We start from the raw sequence: 21,475 nt of genomic DNA on the forward strand, positions 1-21,475 counted from the left end.
TAGGCTCGTGGGTGATGAGCAACTCAACGCAACGGGATGCGGAGGACACGCGCGGCGAGCCGCCGCGCGCAGGCGATACCGATCGCATCCAGACTGCGCAGCTGCTCGCGTACGCGGCCGAGCAGGGCCGCCTGCAGCTCAACGACTACGAAGACCGTTTGACCAGGGCTTACGCGGCGACGACATATGAAGAACTGGATCAACTGCGGGCCGATCTGCCGGGGACGCCGATCAGCCCGCGCCGCGGCGGCAAGCTGAATCCGGCGCCGTCGACGCTGCTGCTGGCGTTGATGAGCGGCTTCGAGCGCCGCGGACGATGGAACGTCCCGAAGAAGCTCACCACCTTCACGCTGTGGGGCAGCGGGGTGGTCGATCTGCGCTACGCCGACTTCACCTCGACCGAGGTCGACATTCATGCGATGTCGATCATGGGTGTGCAGAACATTTTGCTGCCGCCGGAGGTCAACGTCGAGGTGCACGGCCGCGGCGTGATGGGCAACTTCGACCGCGCCGTGCTCGGGCAGGGCACGCCCGGCGCGCCGACCGTCCACATTCGCGGCTTCTCGCTGTGGGGCGGGGTCGGCATCATCCGCAAGGCCCGGCGGCCACGCGGCTAGCGAAACGTTCTAGTCGGGCACGTAATCGAAAGTGTCGGGGTTGGGGCCGTTGCGTCCCGACTCACCCTTGTTCAGCGCGTCGATCGCGTCAATGTCCGAGTCGTCCAGCTCGAAGTCGAACAGCTCGAAGTTTTCTTTCACCCGTTCGGGTGTCACCGATTTCGGGAAGACGATGTCGCCGCGCTGAATGTGCCAGCGCAGCACCACCTGCGCGGAGGTTTTACCGCGGGCCTCGGCGACGCGCTTGATCACCGGATCGTCGAGCACCTTGCCCTGCGCGATGGGTGCCCACGCCTCGGTGGCGATGCCATGCTCGCGCCCATAGGCCCGGACTTCGTCGTTGCCGAAGTAGGGATGCAGCTCGACCTGGTTGACCGACGGGACGGTGTCGGTGTCGTTGGCCAGCCGTTGCAGGTGTGCCACTTGGAAATTCGAGACACCGATGCTGCGGGCGCGTCCGTCGCGCGCGAACTCCTCGAAGACCTTCCAGGTCGAGACGAAGTCGCCGTCGTAGAGCGTGGGCAGCGGCCAGTGGATGAGGAACAGGTCGACGTAGTCGGAATCCAGCTTCTTGAGCGTCTCGTCGAATGCGCGACGCGCATCGTCCGGCTGGTGGAATCCGTTGTTGAGCTTGCTGGTGACGAAGACGTCACCGCGGTCGAGACCCGCGTCGCGAATGCCTTGTGCGACTTGCCTTTCGTTGCCATACATCTCGGCCGTGTCGATGTGGCGGTATCCGATCTCAAGGGCCTTCTTGACCGCCGCGGCCGTCTCGTCGGGCTTGATCTGGAACACGCCGAAACCCAGCTGCGGAATGCTGACACCGTCATTGAGTTCGATCGCCGGAACCTGACTCATGCATTTCCTCCTCGTTCACATCCCTGTACCCAGTCCAGGACACACCTACCCGGACGCGGTCTGCAAGGCGCCTAACGACGACGAGACCGCAGGTAGTCACCGACCACGGCCGCTCCCAGGCCGTCGAGATCGGGCACCACGACCCGCCCCTCGACGCGTCGGGCGACCTGGTCGATGAACCGGGCAAGACCAGGGTCGCTGCCCAGCCGGAAGATGGTGATCTGGGCGCCCAGCCGCGCCATCTCGTCGAAGCCGCGCACGGTGTGCGCGATGGTCCGCGGATGCGGTGGGTAATCGAAGAACACGGTCGTGCCGTCGCCGTCGAAGTCCTCCAGGTGCGCGGTGGGCTCACCGTCGGTCACCACCAAAACCACCGGCTGCGCGTTGGGATGCCGGCGCAGATGCCGACCGGCCAGCGCCAGCGCGTGATGCAGGTTGGTGCCCTGCTCGTAGACGCCCTCGAGCCCGGTGAGCTCCGCGGCGGTCACCGTCCGGGCATATCGGCCAAAAGCGATGATCTGCAAGGCATCCGAACGAAAACGCGTGCACACCAGATGGTTGAGCGCCAGCGCCGTCTGCTTCATCGGCAGCCAGCGACTCTCCATCACCATGGAGAACGAGGTGTCGACCAGCAGCGCGACCGCGGCCTGCGTGCGTGTCTCGGTCTCGGAGACCTCGACGTCGTCGACGGTGAGCTTCAACCGCCCGTCGCGGCCGTCCAGGGTGGCAGTTCCCGCTTGCCGCAGCACGGCATTGGTCAATGTGCGGGAGATGTTCCACGGTTCGGTGTCCCCGAACTGCCAGGGTCGGGTGGCACCGGTGAGTTCGCCGGCCGCTCCCGCGCGCCGATGGTCGCGCTCGCCGCGGCGCCCGGAAAGTTGTTGTGCCACATCGCGCAACGCCGTCTCGCCGAGCCGACGCATGGCCTTCGGCGACAACCGCCACTGGCCGTCGGAACCGCGGTCCAAAAAGCCCTGATTGACCAGCGCGCGTTCCAATTCCGCAAGGGCGCGGGCGTCGACGGCCGCCTCGTCTCCGAGTTGACGCGCCAGCGCATCCAGGTCGACGTCGTCCATGGTGGCGCCCGGATAGCTCTGCGACAGTTGCTCGGCCAGTTGCTCCAGCTCGGCGATGTCGGACAGCGCCTGGGTGCCCTCGCCCATCCCGAACGGGTTGTCACCGGAGAACTGCTCGGACCCGCTCCAGTCCTCCCCCGGCCGCGCCGCCTGCAGGTGCGCGTCGAGCCGGTCCAGCGCCTGCATCAGCGCTGGTGACCCAAAAGCTTGCTGCGCCAAGGCATCCAGCTCCGCGCGCTGCTCAGCGCTGAGGCTGTTGCGAAAACGCTGCGCGGCGGCGGCACGCTTGGCCAGCGAGTCCAGCAACTCATCGACGTTGCGCGGGTTCTCGGGAAAGAACTCGCCGTGGGAGTCCATGAAGTCTTCGAAGTCTTGCTGGGTGTCCTCGCCGCGGGCGTGCTTGTCCAGCAGGTCGTTGAGGTCGTTGAGCATGTCGTTGACCCGCTGACGATCCTCGTCGGTGGCGCCCTCCAGCGCCTGCTTCATGCCCGCGAAGCGTTGATCCAGCATCTCGCGGCCGAGCAGATCCTTGATCTGGTCGTACTTTTCACGGGCCTCGCCGCTGCGCCAGTTGTAGTCGGAGAGCTCCTGGACGGCCTTGGCCGGCGACGACGGCAGCGCGTCCAGTTGCAGTTCGCCGAAGCGGGCGTCGTCGTCAAGCGCGCGAGCCAGCTCCTTGCGTTCGGCCAGCACGGCCTCGTCCAGAAGTTTTTTGATCTCCTGCAGCGTTCCGTCTAAGTTGTTGCGCCGCAACAGTTCCCGTCGTCTCCGGTTAGCCTCGGCGGCCAGCCGATCCGCGCCCGGCATGTTCTTGGTGCCGCGACGCAGCAGCTCGGACAGCGCGCGGCGTGGCGACGTGCCGGCCATGACATCTTGGCCGATCTGTTCGAGCGCCTCGCGCAGGTCCACCGGCGGGGCCAGGGGGTCGGGCCCGCCGGTGTACGCCGAGTAACGCGAGGAGTGCCCTCGTGACGATCGCAGGCGCGGCGAAGCCGGGCGCTGCGGGTCGTCATCATCAGACCTAGCCATAGACGGTTTGGCCCTCCTCGGATACCTTGTCGATGCGCTTGGCCAGATACAACGCCTCGAGCGCCAACTCCAGCGCCGCGGCGCGTTCGCCTTCCGACTGCGCACCCAGCTTGGCCGCAATCTTGTCCACCACCGCCAGGCTCGGGACGGCGGCCAGCACATCCTTGGCCGAGACCCGCTCGCCCGTCGTCACCGCCGAACCGCCCTCCACCGCGGCCACCAGCGATCCGACGTCGATGCCGCCCAATACCCGCGACGCGGTGTCCGCGGTCGCCCGGCGCAGCAGGTGTTCGAGCACGGCCTGTTCGCGGCCTTCCTCGCCGGATTCGAATTCGAGCTTGCCGCGCAGGACGTCGATCACCGTGCCCAGATCGACGACCCGGGCCACCGGATCGGTCTCCCCCAGCATCGCGCCGCGGTGTCGCGCGGCGGCGGCGACCGTCTCGGCGGCGGCGATCGCGAACCGCGCCGACACCCCGGAGCGTTGATCGACGGAGTTGGACTCGCGCAGGTACCGGGCGAACCGGGCGATGATCTGCATCAGATAGCCGGGAACCTGGGCGGACAGGTGCGCTTCCTGCGCGATGACACCGACTTCCGCTTCGAGCTCGAGCGGGTAGTGGGTCCGGATCTCCGCGCCGAAACGGTCCTTGAGCGGAGTGATGATGCGCCCGCGGTTCGTGTAGTCCTCGGGGTTGGCGCTGGCGACCACCAACACGTCCAGCGGCAGGCGCAACGTGTAACCGCGGACCTGGATGTCGCGCTCCTCCATCACGTTGAGCATCGACACCTGGATGCGCTCGGCGAGGTCGGGCAGTTCGTTGACCGCGACGATGCCGCGGTGGGCGCGCGGTATCAGGCCGTACGCGATGGTCTCCGGGTCTCCGAGGCTGCGGCCCTCGGCGACCTTGATCGGGTCGATGTCGCCGACCAGGTCGGCGACGCTGGTGTCCGGGGTGGCGAGCTTTTCGGTGTAGCGCTCGCTGCGGTGCTTCCATTCGACCGGCAGGTCGTCGCCCAGGGTGGCGGCCTTGCGGATGGACTCCGGCGTAATCGGTGAGAAGGGGTGCTCGCCCAGTTCGGCGCCGGCGATCACCGGCGTCCACTCATCGAGCAAGCCGGTCAGCGCGCGCAGTAGTCGGGTCTTGCCCTGGCCCCGTTCGCCGAGCAGAACGAAGTCGTGGCCCGCGATCAGCGCCCGTTCCAGCTGAGGCAACACGGTGTCGTCGAACCCCAGAATCCCCGGCCAGATGGCTTCACCGTCTCCGCCTTCGGCGAGGCGTGCGAGCAGATTTTCGCGGATTTCCTGTTTGACTCCCCGTTCACGATGACCGGCGGCGCGCAGCTCGCCGACGGTGCGGGGCAGGTTGCTCGGTGACATCACCACTCCACGCTACGACGCGGGGTCAGACGAGTCATGCCAAGGGCGTTCACCGAACGCTTATTGACACGTGCGTCGCTGCGGGCACCGTGACTAATGCGCGAAGTGACGCGCCCCGGTGAGATACAGCGTGATGCCCGCGTTGGTGGCCGCCGCGGTCACCTCGTCGTCGCGCACCGATCCGCCGGGATGCACGATCGCCTTCACTCCCGCGCCGGTCAGCGTCTCCAGTCCGTCCGGGAACGGGAAGAACGCATCCGAGGCCGCCACCGCACCGCGCACCCGCTCGCCGCCGCGTTCGACGGCCAGTCGCGCCGCGTCGACCCGGTTCACCTGACCCATGCCGACGCCGATGGTGGCGCCGCCGCCCGCGATCACGATCGCGTTCGATTTCACAGCGCGACACACGCGCCAGGCGAACACCAGGTCGGCCAGCGTCGCCGGGTCGGCGGGTGAGCCGGTGGCCAGGGTCCAATTGACCGGGTTGTCGCCGTGCGCGTCCAGCTCGTCGCGCTGTTGCACCAGCAGGCCGCCGCTGATCGGCCGCAGCTCGGTCCCCCCGCTCAGCGGCTCCGAACCCACCAAAACCCGGATGTTCTTCTTGCGGGTCAACACCTCCAGGGCGGCCGGCTCATAGGCGGGGGCCACGATGACCTCGGTGAAGATGGTGCTGACGTATTCGGCCATTTCCAGGCTGACCTCGGTGTTGGCTGCGATGACCCCGCCGAACGCACTCAGCGGATCGCATTCGTGCGCCTTGCGGTGTGCGTCCGCGACCGATGCCGACGAGATGGCGATCCCGCACGGGTTGGCGTGCTTGATGATCGCCACGCAGGTCTGCTCGTGATCGAAGGCGGCCCGCCAGGCCGCGTCCGCATCGGTGAAGTTGTTGTAGGACATCTCTTTTCCGTGCAGCTGCTCTGCCTGCGCCAACCCCGGCCACGCGCCGGGGTCGCTGTAGAGTGCGGCCTGCTGGTGCGGGTTCTCGCCATAGCGCAGCATCGCCGAGCGCCGCCAGCTGCGGCCCAGCCACTTCGGGAAGGTCGTCGGCGGGTGTTCGGGGGCCAGCGTCGACTCCATCCAGCTCGCCACCGCGATGTCGTATTCGGCCGTGTGCTGAAACGCCAGCGACGCCAGCTTTTTCCGCTCGGCGAGGCTGAAGCCGCCCTCGCGTACCGCGGCGAGCACACCGTCGTAGCCCCTGGGGTCGGTGATCACCGCCACGCTGGGATGGTTTTTCGCCGCGGCCCGCACCATCGACGGCCCGCCGATGTCGATCTGTTCGACGCATTCGTCGATGCTGGCCCCGGAGTCGACGGTCTCGGTGAAGGGGTACAGGTTGACGACGACGAGCTCGAACGCCGCAATGCCGAGTTCCTCGAGCGCGGCGGCGTGCTCGGGTTTGCGAAGGTCGGCGAGCAGGCCCGCGTGCACGCGCGGATGCAGCGTCTTGACCCGGCCGTCGAGAACCTCGGGAAAACCGGTCAACTCCTCGACCCGGGTTACCGGAATGCCTTTGTCCGCAATGACCTTCGCGGTGGATCCGGTCGAGACGATCTCCACACCCGCACCCGCCAGTCCCTGCGCGAGGTCGGCCAGCCCCGTCTTGTCGTACACGCTGATCAAGGCGCGCCGGATCGGCCGCTTGGCGTCTTCGCGCCTGTCGTCGGTGCTCATCGGTTCATCGCCTTTCGTCCGATCGTCGCTTTTCTCCCGACCACGGTCAGGCCGCCTGTCGCGATCGCGCCCACCACGTCCACCAGTAGCTTTCGTTCGGTGACTTTGATGCGTTCGTGCAAGGTCTCTTCGGTGTCGTCGTCGAGCACCGGAACGGATTCCTGCGCCAGGATCGGCCCGGTGTCCGTCCCGGCGTCTACCAGGTGCACCGTACAGCCTGTGAGCTTCACGCCGTAGGCCAGCGCGTCGGCCACCCCGTGCGCACCCGCGAACGCCGGCAGCAGCGTCGGGTGCGTGTTGATGATGCGGCCATGGAATCGCGAAAGGAATTGCGGTCCAAGTATTTTCATGAAGCCGGCGGAGACCACCAGGTCGGGCGAGTGCGCGGCGGTGGCCTCCGTCATGGCCGCGTCCCAGGCGTCGCGGTTTGGGTGGTCGCCGAGTCGGACGGTGAATGCGGGCACGGAGGCGGCCGCGGCGATCTCGATGGCCGGGCAGTCGCGGTCGGCGCCGACGGCGACCACCCGGGCCGGATAGTCCGCGACGGCCGACGTCAACAGGGAATTCAGCAGCGACCCGGTGCCCGACGCCAGTACCACTACCCGTGCCGGTGCGTTCGGGGGCACATGGAGCGGTTCGACCACATCGGCGAGCCTACTGTCGGCGTCATCCCCGTGACGATGAGGCTGGCCGCAGGGGAATTGCCCACCTCTGAGCGACAATCGCCGGTGTCGCACCCGCCCGCGCAACGGTGTCGCTACGAGGCGGGCAAAAGACCTAGTCCGTCGAATCTCGCTCGGTCGCCCCCGACTCGGGTTCGGCCAGGGGCGGCTCGTCGTCGCCGACCGACGCGTCGGCTGCGGCAGACTCGCCCGGCGCGTCAGGTTCGACCCGGGCGCCGGAATCGCCCGAGTCCACTGCGTCGGTGGGCGCCTCGTCGGCCGGGTCCACCGGCGTCGTGTCCTCGGCCGTCGCCTCCTCGGCCGGCGCCGGTCTGGCCTTGGGTTGCCGGGGACGACGCCGGACCCCACCGCTCATCACCACCGTGACCCCGCCGACGACCGCGAACCAGAAGAAGACGCCGATCAACAACGCGCTCTGGTCCACGCCGACGTGGCCGAAGTTGCCCAGCTGGCCGCTGCCGGCATACGCGAGCACGGACATCACCAGCGCCCCGGCGACCGCGGCGACCAGCAGCTTGGCCGCGGCCGCCAGCGGCGGCAGCGCGCGCCGGGCGCATTGCTGACCGACCGCCACCCCGGACGACGCGCCGATGATCAGCAGCGCCACCCAGACCGGCCCCAACGGAGGCCTGGGGACGGCGGCCAGCACCGGCAGGGCCGGGATATCACCACCGAACACGGTGAACGAACTGAATGTCGCGAACCCGATGTGCGCGCTGGACCCGACGGCCATCGCCGCGGTGCCCACAATCACGTTGGGCGCGTACAACATTGACAACAGGGTGAGACTGAATTCGCCGAAGATCGAATCGGTGATGCCGTAGAGCTCCTGCATGGTCGACCAGTGCACGACCAGCGATCCCGCCGTCACCAGCCCGGAAAGTCCGAGCAGTGCGAGCAGACCGGCGGTGGCCGCACGCAAGGAATCGCCCAGCCAGAACGGCAGCGGCGACGCAGCCAGCGCGCGTGGTCCCACCCGGGACCACACACCGATCCCGGCGCCGGCGGCATGAACCGCGAGCACGCTGAGGAACGCCCGCAGCGCGCTCGGCGTCTGCAGCTCGGTGATCACCGACGACGCGTCGTGGATGACCGCCAGGGCGATCGCCGTCAAGAACAGCGGACCGCCCAGCGCCGACGCGATGACCCAGCGGACGACCAGCCACGACGAGTGGGGCGTGGTGGCCCGCGCGGTGTTGCGCGCGGTCGCCCAGATCATCAGCAGGACCGGCAACAGCGGCATCACGCCCAGTTCGCGGCCGCCGATCGACACCGGTACCTGGTGCACCCCCAGCCACATGCTGGCAATGGCGCCCAGCGCGCCGGTCATGTCGCTGTTGGCGATCAACAACTGGGTCAGCGTGACCGCGGCGATGATGACCAACGCCACCACCGCCGGGGCGAACGCGACCCTGACGAGGTCACGCGCCTGGCGAGCGCCCGCTGCCCGGTTGTCCTCCACCCGTGTCACTCTGGGGCACGTCCCCGACTAGGCGCGACAGCGCACGGTTAGGAGGGCGCTGGCCCAGACGGTGAAGACGGCGACTGCTGCTCGTGGCCGAACTGCTGGCCCCCACCCTGCTCGGAGAAGTTGGCGGTCGCCGAACCGGCATCCGATCCACCGGTGTTCGGCGGTGGGCTGAAGCTGGGGAAGCCGGTGGGCGGAGTGGACGAGCCATGCTGCTGCGCGGACGGCTGGGGTCCCGACTGCGGCGAGGGTTGAGCGCCGAAACCGCCGGTCGGGACGCCGCTCTGGGTGGGTGCCGCACTCGGCGAGTAACCGCCGTACTGCGACCCGTACCCCTGCGGCGACTGCTGCTGGCCGCCGTGCTGCTGAGCGCCCGGCTGCTGGCCGTAGTAAGGCTGTTGACCGTACTGGCCGTACTGCCCGTACTGGCCGTATTGCGCGTAAGGGTCGTACTTGGGTCGCGGCGCCGGCGCGGTGATGACGCCGGATTCGAGCAGAACAACGACGACCGCGGCGATGGCCTGGAGCACTACGGCCGCCACCAGCGGCCACATCGCCCAGCCGATCGAAAACCCGGCGGGCAGGTTGATCGTCTCGGTGATGGCCAGCAAGGCGCCCAAAACCGCGATCACCGCAACGATTCCCGGATAGTTCTTGGTCTTCGGCAGCAGGCCGAGTCCGGCGAGCAGCGCGGCCAGCACCGCAACCACGACCGCGGTGCCCGCGTCGCCGGCGCGCCCACCGATGCCCGGACCGAGGTCGGCGCCGATGGTGAAGGTGGGACCGAAGTTCAGCAGGTACGCGGCAAGACCGAGGACCACCACCGCGACGTTGAGGTAAAACGGCAGCTTGCTCGTTCCGTCGTCATCCTTCGCGAAGGACGGTGTGCCGCCCGCATAGGCGCCGCCGGATTGCGACGGTGGATAGCCCGGGCTTCCGGGAGAGTAGGTCATGGCTCCTCCTGTTGCTTCCAGTGCCTTGAACTGCCTAGCGGTCGCCACGGTTGCAGTTGCAACGCTGTGCTTGCAGGCGCCTCGCTGCGTTAGCGACGCGGTCGATCACCCACGCTAGCGCACGTGCGGTAACCCGTGCCGCTGCCACTGGCTTGCGCGGCGGGGCCCGCACCGGCGTCGCCACGCGCCGCTCGCGAGACGGTCCGTGCCACCGCGGCTTGCTCAGCACAGGTAGAACACGTTCTAATTCTCTGCATGGATTACGGGCTTGTGCTTTTCACCAGCGATCGTGGCATCTCCCCGGCGAAGGCCGCGAAGCTCGCCGACGACCACGGCTTTGCGACCTTCTACGTGCCAGAACACACTCACATTCCGGTGAAGCGCGAGGCGGCTCATCCCACGACGGGGGACGAATCGCTGCCCGACGATCGCTACATGCGGACACTAGACCCATGGGTAAGTCTGGGCGCGGCGTGCGCGGTCACCTCGCGGGTGCGGCTGTCCACCGCGGTGGCCCTTCCGGTCGAGCACGACCCGATCACGCTGGCCAAAAGTATTGCCACCCTTGATCACTTGTCGGGCGGACGCGTCAGCCTGGGCGTCGGGTTCGGCTGGAACACCGACGAACTCGCCGACCACAACGTGCCGGCCGGCCGGCGCCGCACCATGCTGCGCGAATACCTCGAAGCGATGCGGGCGCTGTGGACCGAAGAAGAGGCTCAGTACGACGGTGAATTCGTGAAGTTCGGCCCGAGCTGGGCCTGGCCAAAGCCGGTGCAATCGCACATCCCGGTGCTGGTGGGTGCCGCGGGCACCGAGAAGAACTTCAAGTGGATCGCGCGCAGCGCCGACGGTTGGATCACCACCCCGCGCGATTTCGACATCGACGAGCCGGTGAAGCTGCTGCAGGACACCTGGGCTACGGCCGGCCGCGACGGCGCCCCCCAGATCGTGGCGCTGGACTTCAAGCCGGTGCCCGAGAAGCTGGCCAGGTGGGCCGAGCTGGGGGTGACCGAGGTGTTGTTCGGTCTGCCGGATAAGTCGGAGGACGAGGTGGCCGCCTACGTCGAGCGTTTGGCGGGCAAGCTGGCGGCCCTGGTCTGACTGCCTTTCATCTCCGCGAGACTTAAACCACGGCGACCGTTCGCGGCGTGTCGTGTGCGTGGTTTAAGTGTCGCGCGCTCAGACGCGGTGGTACATCTAGCCGAGCGAAGCCCGGTTGCCGTTGCCGGTCGACCACACCGAGATCTCGGCACCGAGCGGATCGCCATCGCACATCAACGCGACGAGTTCGTCGTCGTCGGTGGTGGCCATGAACCGAGTGTTGTCCGCTTCGAGCCTGCCGACGATGACGCCGGTGCGGACCGGCCAATCGTAGTGCACGGAGTATGTCTCGATCGTCGCCGCGCCGTCGGGTGTCTTGGTGACGTCGACCTTCGGCAGCGCGTCGATCTCCTTCTTCAGCTCCGCACAGTTGTTCGTGCGCCAGTTCACGGGTGTAGTCGAGTAGATTCCGACCGAGTACTTGCTCATGATGCCGCCGTTGGCGCCGACGAAGCCGAATCGCCCTGGCCTGTCCCGCATCTGCGCGACGGTCTCGGCGATACCGTGCAGCGAGTAGCTGTTTCCGGGACCACCGAAGTACGGCAATCCCCCGGTCAGGGTCAGGCCGCGCGGGTCGTCGCCGCCGATGCCCAGCGCTTCGCAGATCACGAACACCGGGAACGGAAAGCAGCTGTACAAGTCGAAGGTATCGATGTCGTCGACGCCGATTCCGGCTACCCGCAAACCTTCTCGGGCAGCATGGACCGCCGCGGGGCTGGCACCGAGGTCGACGCGATCGAGCATCGCCTGCTCGATCATGTCCGAGTGGCCGTGCACAAAGACCCACTTCTCCTCCGGCACGCCCAAGCGGGTCGCCGCCTCTACTGACGTCAGCACCGCCGCCGCGCCCTGGTTGACTTGATCGCGGGCGACGAGCAGACGGGGGTAGGGGTCACAGATCATTCGGTTGTCGTCGGTGATCGTGCTGATCTCGTCGACCGACCGCTCCACCGGTGATGACGAAAGCGGGTTCTTGGCAGCCACTTTGGACATCGGGGCGAACAGTTCGGCCATCTCGCGCCGATAGTCGGCCACGCTGCGCCCCAGCCGCGCGCGGCGGGCGTTCTCCAGGAGCCCGTACTGCACGGGCGCCCCGGTCAGACCGTGCTGAATCGTGTATTCGTCGATGTAGCTCGAGATCTGGTGGCCGCGATCTTCCAGTTGGCCCTCGACATGTTCGGTGAAGTCGGGTTTGTCCTCGCGATCGGCGAAGTAGCGAGCCGTCGATCCCGGCTCCGAGCCCATGATCATGACGACGTCCGCTTCACCCGCCGCGATCGCGTTGCCCGCCTCGGTGACAAGCTTCTGCGGCCCCTGCCCGCCGACCGGTTCGAGTACTACGCGGGCGGGATCGCCGCCGAGCCGGTTCATCACCGAACGCGGGTAGTTGTTCGACTTGCCCAGCCTCGCGGGCATCGGTCCAGAGATCTCGAACTGCCGTAGTCCGAAGACCGTGTCGATGGCCTGCGCGACGCCTTTGGCGCCGGTGTCGTCAAGTGCTGCCCGCGCGGCCGCCGTCGCGAGGTCGACCGCCGACATTCCCCGATAGGCGGGGTCGTCGATGCGCTCGGTGAACTGGCCGACCCCGACGAGCACCGGGGTTCGCGGCTCGACCGCCATGACAAACCTCCTGGCAACTGTTAGTTCGACAGGCTAACCGATGGCTGGAGCCGAAACGAAACCGTCGTCAGTTCGCGGATTCGCGATCTGACCACGGTCTCGGTGAAGAACTACAGGCTCTGCAGGATCTTGCGGGCCAGCTCCGCCGTCTCCGACGGCGTCTTGCCGACCTTCACGCCGGCGGCCTCCAGGGCCTCCTTCTTGGCGGCCGCGGTGCCCGACGAGCCGGACACGATGGCGCCCGCGTGTCCCATCGTCTTGCCCTCCGGCGCGGTGAATCCCGCGACATAGCCGACGACCGGCTTGGAGACGTTGGCCTTGATGTAGTCCGCCGCGCGCTCCTCGGCGTCACCGCCGATCTCCCCGATCATCACGATGACCTTGGTGTCGGGGTCCTTCTCGAAGGCCTCGATGGCGTCGATGTGGGTGGTGCCGATCACCGGGTCACCACCGATGCCGATCGAGGTGGAGAAGCCGAAATCGCGCAGCTCGTACATCATCTGGTAAGTCAGGGTGCCCGACTTGGACACCAGCCCGACCGGACCGGGCCCGCTGATGTTCGCCGGGGTGATGCCGGCCAGCGCCTCACCCGGGGTGATGATGCCCGGGCAGTTCGGCCCGATGATGCGCGTCTTCTGCCCCTTGTCCACGTTGTAGGCCCAAGCAAAGGCGCTGTCCTGCACCGGAATTCCCTCGGTGATGACCACCAGCAACGGGATCTCGGCGTCGATCGCCTCGATGATCGCGTCCTTGGCGAATTTCGGCGGGACGAAGACGACCGACACGTTCGCGCCGGTCTCCTTCATCGCTTCGGCGACGGTGCCGAAGACCGGGAGCTCGACGTCCTTACCGACCGGGTCCACGTGCGACACGGTGGTGCCTGCCTTGCGCGCGTTGACGCCGCCCACCACCTGCGTACCGGCCTTGAGCATGAGCGCGGTGTGCTTGGTGCCCTCACCGCCGGTGATGCCCTGGACGATGACCTTGGAGTCCTTGTTCAAGAAGATCGACATGGCTTGACTCCCCTACTTGTTCGCCAGCTCGGCGGCTTTGTCGGCACCGGCGTCCATGGTCTCGGCCTGGATCACCAGCGGGTGGTTGGCTTGGGCAAGGATGCGGCGGCCTTCGTCGACGTTGTTGCCGTCGAGCCGGACCACGAGCGGCTTGTTGGCCTCGTCGCCGAGCATGTTCAGCGCCGTCACGATCCCGTTGGCGACGGCGTCGCACGAGGTGATACCCCCGAACACGTTCACGAACACGCTCTTGACCTGCTTGTCGTTCAAGATGACGTCGAGGCCCGCGGCCATCACCTCCGCCGACGCGCCACCACCGATGTCGAGAAAGTTGGCCGGCTTCACGCCGCCGTGCTTCTCGCCCGCGTAGGCGACGACATCGAGCGTCGACATCACCAGGCCCGCGCCGTTACCGATGATGCCGACCGAGCCGTCCAACTTGACGTAGTTGAGGTCGTGCTCCTTGGCCTTGAGCTCCAGCGGGTCGGTGGCGTCGCGGTCCTCGAACTCCGCGTGACCGGGCTGACGGAAGTCGGCGTTGGCGTCCAATGTGACCTTGCCGTCCAGCGCAAGAATCTGGTCTTGCGGGTCGCGCACCAGCGGGTTGACCTCAACCAGGGTGGCGTCCTCGGCGACGAAGACCTCCCACAGCTTGTTGATGGTGATCGCGGCGGCGTCGAGCACCTCGGCGGGCAGGTGGCCCTGCTCGGCGATGGAGCGCGCGGTAGCAAGGTCGACACCCTTGACGGCGTCCACCGGAACCTTGGCCAGCCGCTCGGGCTTGGTCGCCGCGACCTCCTCGATCTCCATGCCGCCCTCGACCGAGCACATGGCCAGGTAGGTGCGGTTGGCGCGGTCGAGCAGGAAGGAGATGTAGTACTCCTCGGCGATGTCGCTGGCCTCGGCCACCAGCAGCTTCTTCACGACGTGTCCCTTGATGTCGAGACCGAGGATGTTCTTGGCGTGCTCGTAGGCGTCTTCGGGCGTGGCCGCGTATTTGACGCCGCCCGCCTTGCCGCGTCCGCCGACCTTCACCTGCGCTTTGACCATCACCGGACGGCCGATTTCGGTCGCGATCTCGCGCGCGCCCTCGGCGGTGTCGGTCACGCGTCCCGGCGTAGTCGGTACGTTGTGCTTGGCGAACAACTCTTTTGCTTGATACTCGAAAAGGTCCATGGACTCTCTGTCTTCGCTCGACTCAACTACTAGGCCTCTTGGTGGGCGTTGCCGCACCCGGCAACTCGCACGGACGAACTGTATCCACCCCTCCAACGGCGATTACCGCCGCGTCCGCCGATGTGGCACAGCTCACGAGCCGTGGGTTGACTGTCCGCGTGATCCAAATCACAATTCCGCCCTGATTTTCCGACGAGGTTGCCAGCCCCGCGCGTTAGCGGATACCTTCCTAGGGTCCAGATAACGTTATGGTCACGATACGAGGACATTTCAGGTTGTCCCAGCACCGTTTTGCCCGGTCTTCTGCCGTAACCGAAGGCGTCGTGAGGGTGGGTCGCGCGGCAGGCGCCCGATGGGCCGAAGCACCGCATCGCACCGAGGTCACGGAAATCCTTCCGCTCGACGGCTTTGACTTCGACGACTTCGAGTTCAGCGACGACGCCGGCGATCTTGGCGACCTGGACTTCAACGGCGACTCACCCTTCGACAACGAAGCGCAGGTGCTGCTGGCGCCCGAGCTCGACGACCTGCACGAGGCCGACGACGTACGTCCGGTCTGGCTGGCCGCACCCGTCACCGAGGTGCTGCCGCGGGTGATCGTCGAGCCTCGCACCGAACGACGCCCGGATCGCTCGCACACCGTCGACGTCGTAGGCGTCCGCCGCGCAGGACAGCACCGCAAGCAACCGACCAGCGCGGCCCGGGGCCGCCTGCTGATCTCGGCGATGGCGGCGGGAGCGGCCGCCGCGGCCGCCCACACGGCCACCAGCCACGCCGACACCCCCACAACCGACGCGGTGCTGACCGCCAACGCGTCGGCGCTGGGCGGCGGGGCGGGCAGCAACACCGTCCGCGGCCCGCAGGTGATCGCCGCGGCGCCGTCGGCCACCGCCGCACTGCACAACCAGGAGCTCGCCAAGGGCGTCGCCTTCGCCAACGACCGCGCCGAACGCGAGGCGCGGTTGTCGCAGCCGCTCTACGTGATGCCGACCAAGGGCATCTTCACCTCCAACTTCGGCTACCGCTGGGGGGTGCTGCACGCCGGTATCGACCTGGCCAACTCGATCGGCACACCGATCTACGCGGTGTCCGACGGCGTGGTCATCGACTCCGGGCCGGCCAGCGGCTACGGGATGCTGGTCAAGTTGCGCCACGCCGACGGGACGGTCACGCTCTACGGCCACGTCAACACCACGCTCGTCAGCGTCGGTGAGCGCGTGATGGCCGGCGACCAGATCGCCACGATGGGCAACCGGGGCAATTCCACCGGCCCCCACCTGCATTTCGAGGTGCTGCAGGGCGGCACCGAACGGATCGATCCCGTGCCGTGGCTCGCTAAGCGTGGTCTTACAGTCGGCAACTACGCTGGCTGAGGTGACCGAGCCGAACGAAGAACCTTCCGGTCCGCGTCCGCCCGAGCCCACGCCCGAGCACGATCCGCCCTCCGACTCACGGACACGGATCATCCGCCGCGCGCCTACCGGCCCCATCCCGACCACGCCGGACGCCCCGACAACGCACTTCGCTCCGCAATCGGCGCCCTACCGGGCCGGTCCCCATGCGGGTCGGACCAACTATGCCGGGGTCCCGGCCCTCGAACCCTCCGATCGGACGGCCGTTGCCGCGTGCGCGGTGAGCATCATCAGCGGCTGGGCCACGTCGGTGGTGGCCACCGATCTGATCGCCGGTTGGTGGCGAACCGATCGTCTGTTCTGCATCGCGGTCGCGTTCCTGGCCCTGGTGTTTGCGGGGACCACGGTGTCCGGCGTGATCATGCTGCTGCAGCGCCGATCGATCAGCCGCTACCTGTTGATGGCCGGCGCCCTCGTCGCCTTCCTCACCTACATCGGGGTGTTCATCGCCGGCGCGCGGGTCGCATGGGTGGTGCACCTGCTGCCGATATTGCCGATCGCCACGGTGGTGCTGGTGCTGCTTCCGCAGACCAAACGGTGGCTGGGCGCCTGACCTTCACCGAACGCGCACTGCGGGCGAATATTTCGCCGAATTTCCGCCGTGAGTGCACGTTCGACGCGGTCGATTGCCGCCGGGGCTAAAGCTTGCTGAGCGGGGCGTGGTTGTGCATCAGCTTCACCCGGCCCGAGCTGCCGAAGTCGATCAGCGACATCGCCGATTCGCCGACGCCGGACACCTCCTCGACCCGGCCCAGCCCGTACTTGTCGTGCGTCACCCGGTCGCCGGGGGCGAGCACCAGTAGCGGGCGTTTGCTCATTCCCGAGCGGGTGGGGGCGGCCCGCGGCGTGCCGAACCGGCCGGCACCGCTCACGGGCGCGCTGAACGAGGGGGCCGGCGCGGTGCGTCGCCAATCGATGAGTTCCTGTGGAATCTCTTGCAGGAAGCGCGATTCCGGGTTGAGCATGGGCTGTCCCCAGGAGGACCGGACGATCGCCCTGCTCAGGTAGAGCCGTTGGCGGGCCCGGGTGATCCCGACGTAGGCCAGCCGCCGCTCCTCGGAGAGTTCGACCGGATCGTCCAATGACCGCATGTGAGGGAACATCCCGTCCTCCCATCCGGTCACGAACACCACCGGAAACTCCAGGCCCTTGGCGGTGTGCAGCGTCATCAGGGTGACCATGCCGGCGCCGTCTTCGGGAATCTCGTCGCTGTCAGAGACCAGCGAAACCCGCTCCAGAAACTCGGCCAGCACGCCGGTATCCGGCACGTCTTCGTCTTCGGGGGCTTGCAAGGACTCGCCCAGTGCCGCGGCGTTGGCCCGATCGGTACTGAATTCGTGTGCCACGCTGACGAGTTCGTTGAGGTTGTCCAGACGCGCGAGTTCCTGGGGATCGGTCGAGGATTCGAGTTCCCGGCGGTATCCGGTGCGTTCGAGCACCGACTCGACCAGATCGCCGAGATCGTCGTCCAGGCGTCCGCGCAGCTCGTCGAGCAGTTCGACGAAACCGGCGATCGACTTCTCGGCACGCGAATTCAGCATCGGCACTTTGCCTTCGGCCGCGGCCACGAGCGCGTCGGCGAAACTGGCGCCGGTGTTCTCGGCATACACCGCCACGCACGCCTCGGCGCGATCGCCGATGCCCCGGCGAGGGGTGTTGAGGATGCGCCGCATGCTGACCGTGTCGCCGGGGTTGTCCAGCACCCGCAGATAGGCGACGATGTCGCGAATCTCCTTACGCTCGTAGAAGCGCACTCCGCCAACGACTTTGTAGGGTATCCCGGCGCGGATGAACACCTCTTCGAACGACCGGGACGAGTTGTTGGTGCGGTAGAAGATGGCGACGTCGTTGTAGGTGATCTCGCCGTTGGCGGCCAGCGCGTCGATCTCCTCGGCGACGAATCGGGCTTCGTCGTGTTCGTTGTCGGCGACGTAGCCGACGATCAACTCACCGGCGCCTTCGGCGGTCCACAGCCGCTTGTCGCGGCGTCCGGAGTTGCGGGCGATCACGGAGTTGGCCGCGGACAGGATGTTCTGCGTCGAGCGGTAATTCTGTTCCAGCAGAATGGTTGTCGCGTCCGGGTAATCGCGTTCGAAGTCCTCGATGTTGCGGATGGTGGCGCCGCGGAACGCATAGATCGACTGGTCGGCGTCGCCGACCACGCACAGCTCGGCGGGCGGCACGCCGTCCGCGGTGTCCGTGCCCACCAACTCGCGCACCAGGACGTACTGCGCGTGGTTGGTGTCCTGGTATTCGTCGACGAGAACATGACGGAACCGCCGCCGGTAGTGCGCGGCGATCTGCGGGAAGGCCCGCAGCACCGCCACGGTCTCCCCGATCAGGTCGTCGAAGTCCAGCGCGTTGGCCGCGCGCAGCCGCCGCTGGTATTCGCCGTAAACGCCGGCCACGGTGCGGGACAGCTCGTCGGAATCGTCGGTCAGGTTGCCCACCGCCGCGGCCGGGTCGATCAGCTCGTTCTTCAGGTTGGAGATGGCGTTGGCCAGCAGCCGCGGCGAATAGCGCTTGATGTCGAGGCCCATGTCGCGCCCGATCATCTGCAGCAGGCGCCGCGAGTCGTCGGCGTCATAGATGGAGAAGTTGGAGTTGAGGCCCTCGATCAGGGACGCCTGGTTGCGCAGGATGCGCACGCAGGTCGAGTGGAAGGTCGACACCCACATGGCGCGAGCCCGGTTGCCCACCAGCCGCACCACCCGTTCCCGCATCTCGGCGGCCGCTTTGTTGGTGAAGGTGATGGCCAGCACCTGACCGACCCCGACGCCACGCTCGGCAATCAGGTACGCGATGCGGCGGGTCAGCACCGCGGTCTTTCCCGAACCCGCACCCGCGACGATCAGCAGTGGGGAGCCCTCATGCACCACCGCCTGGCGCTGTTGGGGATTGAGGCCCTCGAGCAGTTGATCTGCCTCGGAGGCCGGCTTGGCATCTGTTGCGTGCACACTCATGTCAGTCCAAACTTACCGCCGCCCACTGACGCTGAAGCGCCCCGGCATCAGACCAGGTTAGTGGCCGGGGCGACCGGGACGCCGTCACGCCGACTCGCGGGAATTCGGCGTGTCGGACCGCGATTTCCGGACCGGGTTCGATCGCCGGCGCAATTGCACCCAAGTTCAAAAACCGCAGCTTAAATCCCATTCTTTGTACGTCTAGCATTTTTGATGGCAAACTCGATTCGTGCTCAACGCGCAGTGTCGGCGACACTCCACGACTCAGGAGTGGCGCCGTTGACTCCCCTACGGGTGCCGGTTCGCGGTGCCCGTGGGTTAACTGCTTCCGCAGAGCCCCGTGGTCCGCTTTCGGCGCCCGGGGCTCGTCTTTTGTGAGGCCCGATACTGCATGAGACCAGAACCCCCCAATCACGACGAAGACGCGGAGTCAGCAGAGATGAACACCGAGATCGCGGAGACCCGAGAGGTCACCGACATAGACGACTTGCGCCAGGAGATCGACCGGCTCGACGCCGCGATTCTCGATGCAGTGAAACGACGCACCCAGGTATCGCAGGCGATCGGTAAGGCCCGGATGGCCTCCGGCGGCACGCGACTGGTCCATAGCCGCGAAATGAAGGTGATCGAGCGCTACAGCGAACTCGGCCCCGAAGGCAAGGACCTGGCGATACTGCTGCTGCGCTTGGGCAGGGGCCGGCTCGGTCACTGACGCGGCGGAGCACCGGCTCGCCCCGACACCTGGCTCCGTCACGTCACAGCCCATAGTGTCGAAGGATGACCTCCGTGCACATCCTCCCCGACATCACCGCCACCCCGGCATGGGACGCCCTGCGCAGGCATCACGACCAGATCGGCGACACCCATCTTCGGCAGTTCTTCGACGACGATCCCGATCGCGGCCGCGAGCTGACCGTCTCCGTCGGCGACCTCTACATCGATTACAGCAAGCACCGCATCACACGAGAAACGCTGCGGCTCTTGATCGATCTCGCGCGCACGGCCAACCTCGAGGAGCGCCGCGACCAGATGTTCGCCGGGGTGCACATCAACACCTCGGAGGACCGCGCGGTCCTGCACACCGCCCTGCGACTGCCCCGGGACGCCGAACTGGTCGTCGACGGCGAAAACGTCGTCCAAGACGTGCACTCGGTGCTCGACGCCATGGGCGAGTTCACCGACCGGTTGCGCACCGGCGACTGGACCGGGGCCAGCGGGAAACGGATCAGCACCGTGGTCAACATCGGGATCGGCGGATCGGACCTCGGCCCGGTGATGGTCTACCAGGCACTGCGTCACTATGCGGATGCGGGGATCTCGGCGCGTTTCGTCTCCAACGTCGACCCCGCCGACCTGATCGCCACCCTGGCCGACTTGGACCCCGCCACAACGCTTTTCATCGTCGCGTCCAAGACGTTCTCGACGCTGGAAACCCTGACCAACGCGACGGCCGCGCGTCGCTGGATCACCGACGCCCTCGGCGACGCCGCCGTGGCGCAGCACTTCGTCGCCGTCTCCACCAACAAACGCCTCGTCGACGATTTCGGCATCAACACCGACAACATGTTCGGGTTCTGGGACTGGGTTGGCGGCCGCTACTCGGTGGACTCGGCGATCGGTCTTTCGTTGATGGCCGTTATCGGCCGACAAGCCTTCGCGGACTTCTTATCCGGATTCCACATCGTCGACCGGCACTTCAAGACGACGCCACTGGAATCGAACGCGCCTGTGCTGCTTGGCCTTATCGGCCTGTGGTATTCGAACTTCATGGACGCGCAATCGCGCGCCGTGTTGCCGTATTCCAATGACCTGGCGCGTTTCGCGGCCTATCTGCAACAGCTGACCATGGAATCCAACGGCAAGTCGACCCGCGCGGACGGCAGCCCGGTCACCACGGATACCGGTGAAATCTTCTGGGGCGAACCGGGAACCAACGGGCAGCACGCGTTCTACCAGTTGCTGCATCAGGGCACCCGACTGGTGCCCGCCGATTTCATCGGGTTCAGCCAACCCCTCGACGATCTGCCCACCGCCGAGGGCAGCGGCAGCATGCATGACCTGTTGATGAGCAACTTCTTCGCCCAGACCCAGGTGCTGGCCTTCGGCAAGACCGCCGAAGAGATCGCCGCCGACGGCACGCCTTCGGACGTCGTGCCGCACAAGGTGATGCCCGGTAACCGGCCGTCGACCTCGATCCTGGCCAACCGGCTCACCCCGTCCGTCTTGGGCCAGCTGATCGCGCTGTACGAACATCAGGTATTCACCGAGGGCGTGATCTGGGGAATCGACTCGTTCGACCAATGGGGAGTGGAGCTCGGCAAAACCCAGGCCAAGGCGTTGCTTCCGGTGATCACCGCCGACGGCTCGCCGGCGCCGCAGTCCGACAGCTCCACCGACGCACTGGTGCGCCGCTACCGCACCGAACGCGGGCGAACCAGCTGAATC

17 protein-coding genes are annotated in these 21,475 nt (G+C 67.0%); 6 read left to right on the forward strand and 11 right to left on the reverse strand.

Annotated features, from left to right (window positions below; all coding sequences use genetic code 11):
- Positions 1 to 14: 14 nt before the first annotated feature.
- Entirely contained in the window at positions 15 to 617 is a 603-nt protein-coding gene (locus AC5Y30_RS12520) for a DUF1707 SHOCT-like domain-containing protein (protein WP_499918474.1), read from the forward strand.
- 9 nt (positions 618 to 626) lie between these two features.
- On the opposite strand, the gene AC5Y30_RS12525 is transcribed toward AC5Y30_RS12520, so the two are convergent.
- From AC5Y30_RS12525 to AC5Y30_RS12555, 7 genes are all read right to left on the reverse strand, one after another.
- Positions 627 to 1,475, reverse strand: a complete 849-nt coding sequence (locus AC5Y30_RS12525) for an aldo/keto reductase (protein WP_499918475.1) — start codon at positions 1,473 to 1,475, stop codon at positions 627 to 629.
- A gap of 71 nt (positions 1,476 to 1,546) precedes the next feature.
- Complete coding sequence (locus AC5Y30_RS12530; protein ID WP_499918476.1) at positions 1,547 to 3,580, reverse strand: vWA domain-containing protein; 2,034 nt, start codon at positions 3,578 to 3,580, stop codon at positions 1,547 to 1,549.
- Positions 3,573 to 4,961, reverse strand: a complete 1,389-nt coding sequence (locus AC5Y30_RS12535; RefSeq protein WP_499919008.1) for a sigma 54-interacting transcriptional regulator — start codon at positions 4,959 to 4,961, stop codon at positions 3,573 to 3,575. Before AC5Y30_RS12535 ends, AC5Y30_RS12530 begins: the two co-directional genes overlap by 8 nt.
- A 93-nt stretch (positions 4,962 to 5,054) precedes the next feature.
- A complete protein-coding gene (gene purH / locus AC5Y30_RS12540; RefSeq protein WP_499918477.1) occupies positions 5,055 to 6,638 on the reverse strand; it encodes a bifunctional phosphoribosylaminoimidazolecarboxamide formyltransferase/IMP cyclohydrolase in 1,584 nt (527 codons plus the stop codon).
- Complete coding sequence (purN, locus tag AC5Y30_RS12545; RefSeq protein ID WP_499918478.1) at positions 6,635 to 7,282, reverse strand: phosphoribosylglycinamide formyltransferase; 648 nt, start codon at positions 7,280 to 7,282, stop codon at positions 6,635 to 6,637. Before purN ends, purH begins: the two co-directional genes overlap by 4 nt.
- A gap of 133 nt (positions 7,283 to 7,415) precedes the next feature.
- Positions 7,416 to 8,783: a cell division protein PerM gene (locus tag AC5Y30_RS12550; protein ID WP_499918479.1), complete on the reverse strand. Its 1,368-nt coding sequence runs from the start codon at positions 8,781 to 8,783 to the stop codon at positions 7,416 to 7,418.
- Between the two features lie 47 nt (positions 8,784 to 8,830).
- On the reverse strand, positions 8,831 to 9,742 hold the full coding sequence (locus AC5Y30_RS12555) for a DUF5336 domain-containing protein (protein ID WP_499918480.1): 912 nt from the start codon (positions 9,740 to 9,742) through the stop codon (positions 8,831 to 8,833).
- A 255-nt stretch (positions 9,743 to 9,997) separates the two neighbouring features.
- Between AC5Y30_RS12555 and AC5Y30_RS12560 the strand changes: the two genes are divergently transcribed.
- Positions 9,998 to 10,846 carry an LLM class F420-dependent oxidoreductase gene (locus AC5Y30_RS12560; protein WP_499918481.1) on the forward strand — a complete coding sequence of 283 codons (849 nt, stop codon included), beginning with the start codon at positions 9,998 to 10,000 and terminating at the stop codon, positions 10,844 to 10,846.
- 96 nt (positions 10,847 to 10,942) lie between these two features.
- Here the strand turns inward: AC5Y30_RS12560 and AC5Y30_RS12565 are convergent, their stop codons facing one another.
- The 3 genes from AC5Y30_RS12565 to sucC all read right to left on the reverse strand — a co-directional run bounded on the left by AC5Y30_RS12565 (position 10,943) and on the right by sucC (position 14,655).
- Positions 10,943 to 12,466 carry an acetyl-CoA acetyltransferase gene (locus AC5Y30_RS12565; RefSeq protein ID WP_499918482.1) on the reverse strand — a complete coding sequence of 508 codons (1,524 nt, stop codon included), beginning with the start codon at positions 12,464 to 12,466 and terminating at the stop codon, positions 10,943 to 10,945.
- Between the two features lie 110 nt (positions 12,467 to 12,576).
- Positions 12,577 to 13,479, reverse strand: a complete 903-nt coding sequence (sucD, locus tag AC5Y30_RS12570; protein ID WP_499918483.1) for a succinate--CoA ligase subunit alpha — start codon at positions 13,477 to 13,479, stop codon at positions 12,577 to 12,579.
- A gap of 12 nt (positions 13,480 to 13,491) precedes the next feature.
- Complete coding sequence (sucC, locus tag AC5Y30_RS12575) at positions 13,492 to 14,655, reverse strand: ADP-forming succinate--CoA ligase subunit beta (RefSeq protein WP_499918484.1); 1,164 nt, start codon at positions 14,653 to 14,655, stop codon at positions 13,492 to 13,494.
- Positions 14,656 to 14,984: 329 nt separating this feature from the next.
- Between sucC and AC5Y30_RS12580 the strand changes: the two genes are divergently transcribed.
- Together AC5Y30_RS12580 and AC5Y30_RS12585 are read left to right on the forward strand one after the other, a co-directional pair.
- Entirely contained in the window at positions 14,985 to 16,028 is a 1,044-nt protein-coding gene (locus tag AC5Y30_RS12580) for a M23 family metallopeptidase (RefSeq protein WP_499918486.1), read from the forward strand.
- Position 16,029: 1 nt separating this feature from the next.
- Positions 16,030 to 16,620, forward strand: a complete 591-nt coding sequence (locus AC5Y30_RS12585; protein WP_499918487.1) for a hypothetical protein — start codon at positions 16,030 to 16,032, stop codon at positions 16,618 to 16,620.
- Between the two features lie 85 nt (positions 16,621 to 16,705).
- On the opposite strand, the gene pcrA is transcribed toward AC5Y30_RS12585, so the two are convergent.
- Positions 16,706 to 19,030 carry a DNA helicase PcrA gene (gene pcrA, locus AC5Y30_RS12590; protein WP_499918488.1) on the reverse strand — a complete coding sequence of 775 codons (2,325 nt, stop codon included), beginning with the start codon at positions 19,028 to 19,030 and terminating at the stop codon, positions 16,706 to 16,708.
- A gap of 391 nt (positions 19,031 to 19,421) precedes the next feature.
- Between pcrA and AC5Y30_RS12595 the strand changes: the two genes are divergently transcribed.
- Together AC5Y30_RS12595 and pgi are read left to right on the forward strand one after the other, a co-directional pair.
- A complete protein-coding gene (locus tag AC5Y30_RS12595; protein WP_499918489.1) occupies positions 19,422 to 19,742 on the forward strand; it encodes a chorismate mutase in 321 nt (106 codons plus the stop codon).
- A gap of 65 nt (positions 19,743 to 19,807) precedes the next feature.
- A complete protein-coding gene (gene pgi, locus AC5Y30_RS12600; protein ID WP_499918490.1) occupies positions 19,808 to 21,472 on the forward strand; it encodes a glucose-6-phosphate isomerase in 1,665 nt (554 codons plus the stop codon).
- Positions 21,473 to 21,475 lie beyond the last annotated feature (3 nt).

Source organism: Mycobacterium sp. NGS27 (assembly GCF_059813005.1).

Coding starts and splice junctions, on each gene's coding strand:
- pcrA (WP_499918488.1), bottom strand. CDS start 19,030: ATGAGTGTGCACGCAACAGATGCCAAGCCGGCCTCCGAGGCAGATCAA.
- sucC (WP_499918484.1), bottom strand. CDS start 14,655: ATGGACCTTTTCGAGTATCAAGCAAAAGAGTTGTTCGCCAAGCACAAC.
- sucD (WP_499918483.1), bottom strand. CDS start 13,479: ATGTCGATCTTCTTGAACAAGGACTCCAAGGTCATCGTCCAGGGCATC.
- AC5Y30_RS12595 (WP_499918489.1), top strand. CDS start 19,422: ATGAGACCAGAACCCCCCAATCACGACGAAGACGCGGAGTCAGCAGAG.
- AC5Y30_RS12560 (WP_499918481.1), top strand. CDS start 9,998: ATGGATTACGGGCTTGTGCTTTTCACCAGCGATCGTGGCATCTCCCCG.
- AC5Y30_RS12520 (WP_499918474.1), top strand. CDS start 15: ATGAGCAACTCAACGCAACGGGATGCGGAGGACACGCGCGGCGAGCCG.
- purH (WP_499918477.1), bottom strand. CDS start 6,638: ATGAGCACCGACGACAGGCGCGAAGACGCCAAGCGGCCGATCCGGCGC.
- pgi (WP_499918490.1), top strand. CDS start 19,808: ATGACCTCCGTGCACATCCTCCCCGACATCACCGCCACCCCGGCATGG.
- AC5Y30_RS12535 (WP_499919008.1), bottom strand. CDS start 4,961: ATGTCACCGAGCAACCTGCCCCGCACCGTCGGCGAGCTGCGCGCCGCC.
- AC5Y30_RS12525 (WP_499918475.1), bottom strand. CDS start 1,475: ATGAGTCAGGTTCCGGCGATCGAACTCAATGACGGTGTCAGCATTCCG.
- AC5Y30_RS12530 (WP_499918476.1), bottom strand. CDS start 3,580: ATGGCTAGGTCTGATGATGACGACCCGCAGCGCCCGGCTTCGCCGCGC.
- AC5Y30_RS12555 (WP_499918480.1), bottom strand. CDS start 9,742: ATGACCTACTCTCCCGGAAGCCCGGGCTATCCACCGTCGCAATCCGGC.
- AC5Y30_RS12565 (WP_499918482.1), bottom strand. CDS start 12,466: ATGGCGGTCGAGCCGCGAACCCCGGTGCTCGTCGGGGTCGGCCAGTTC.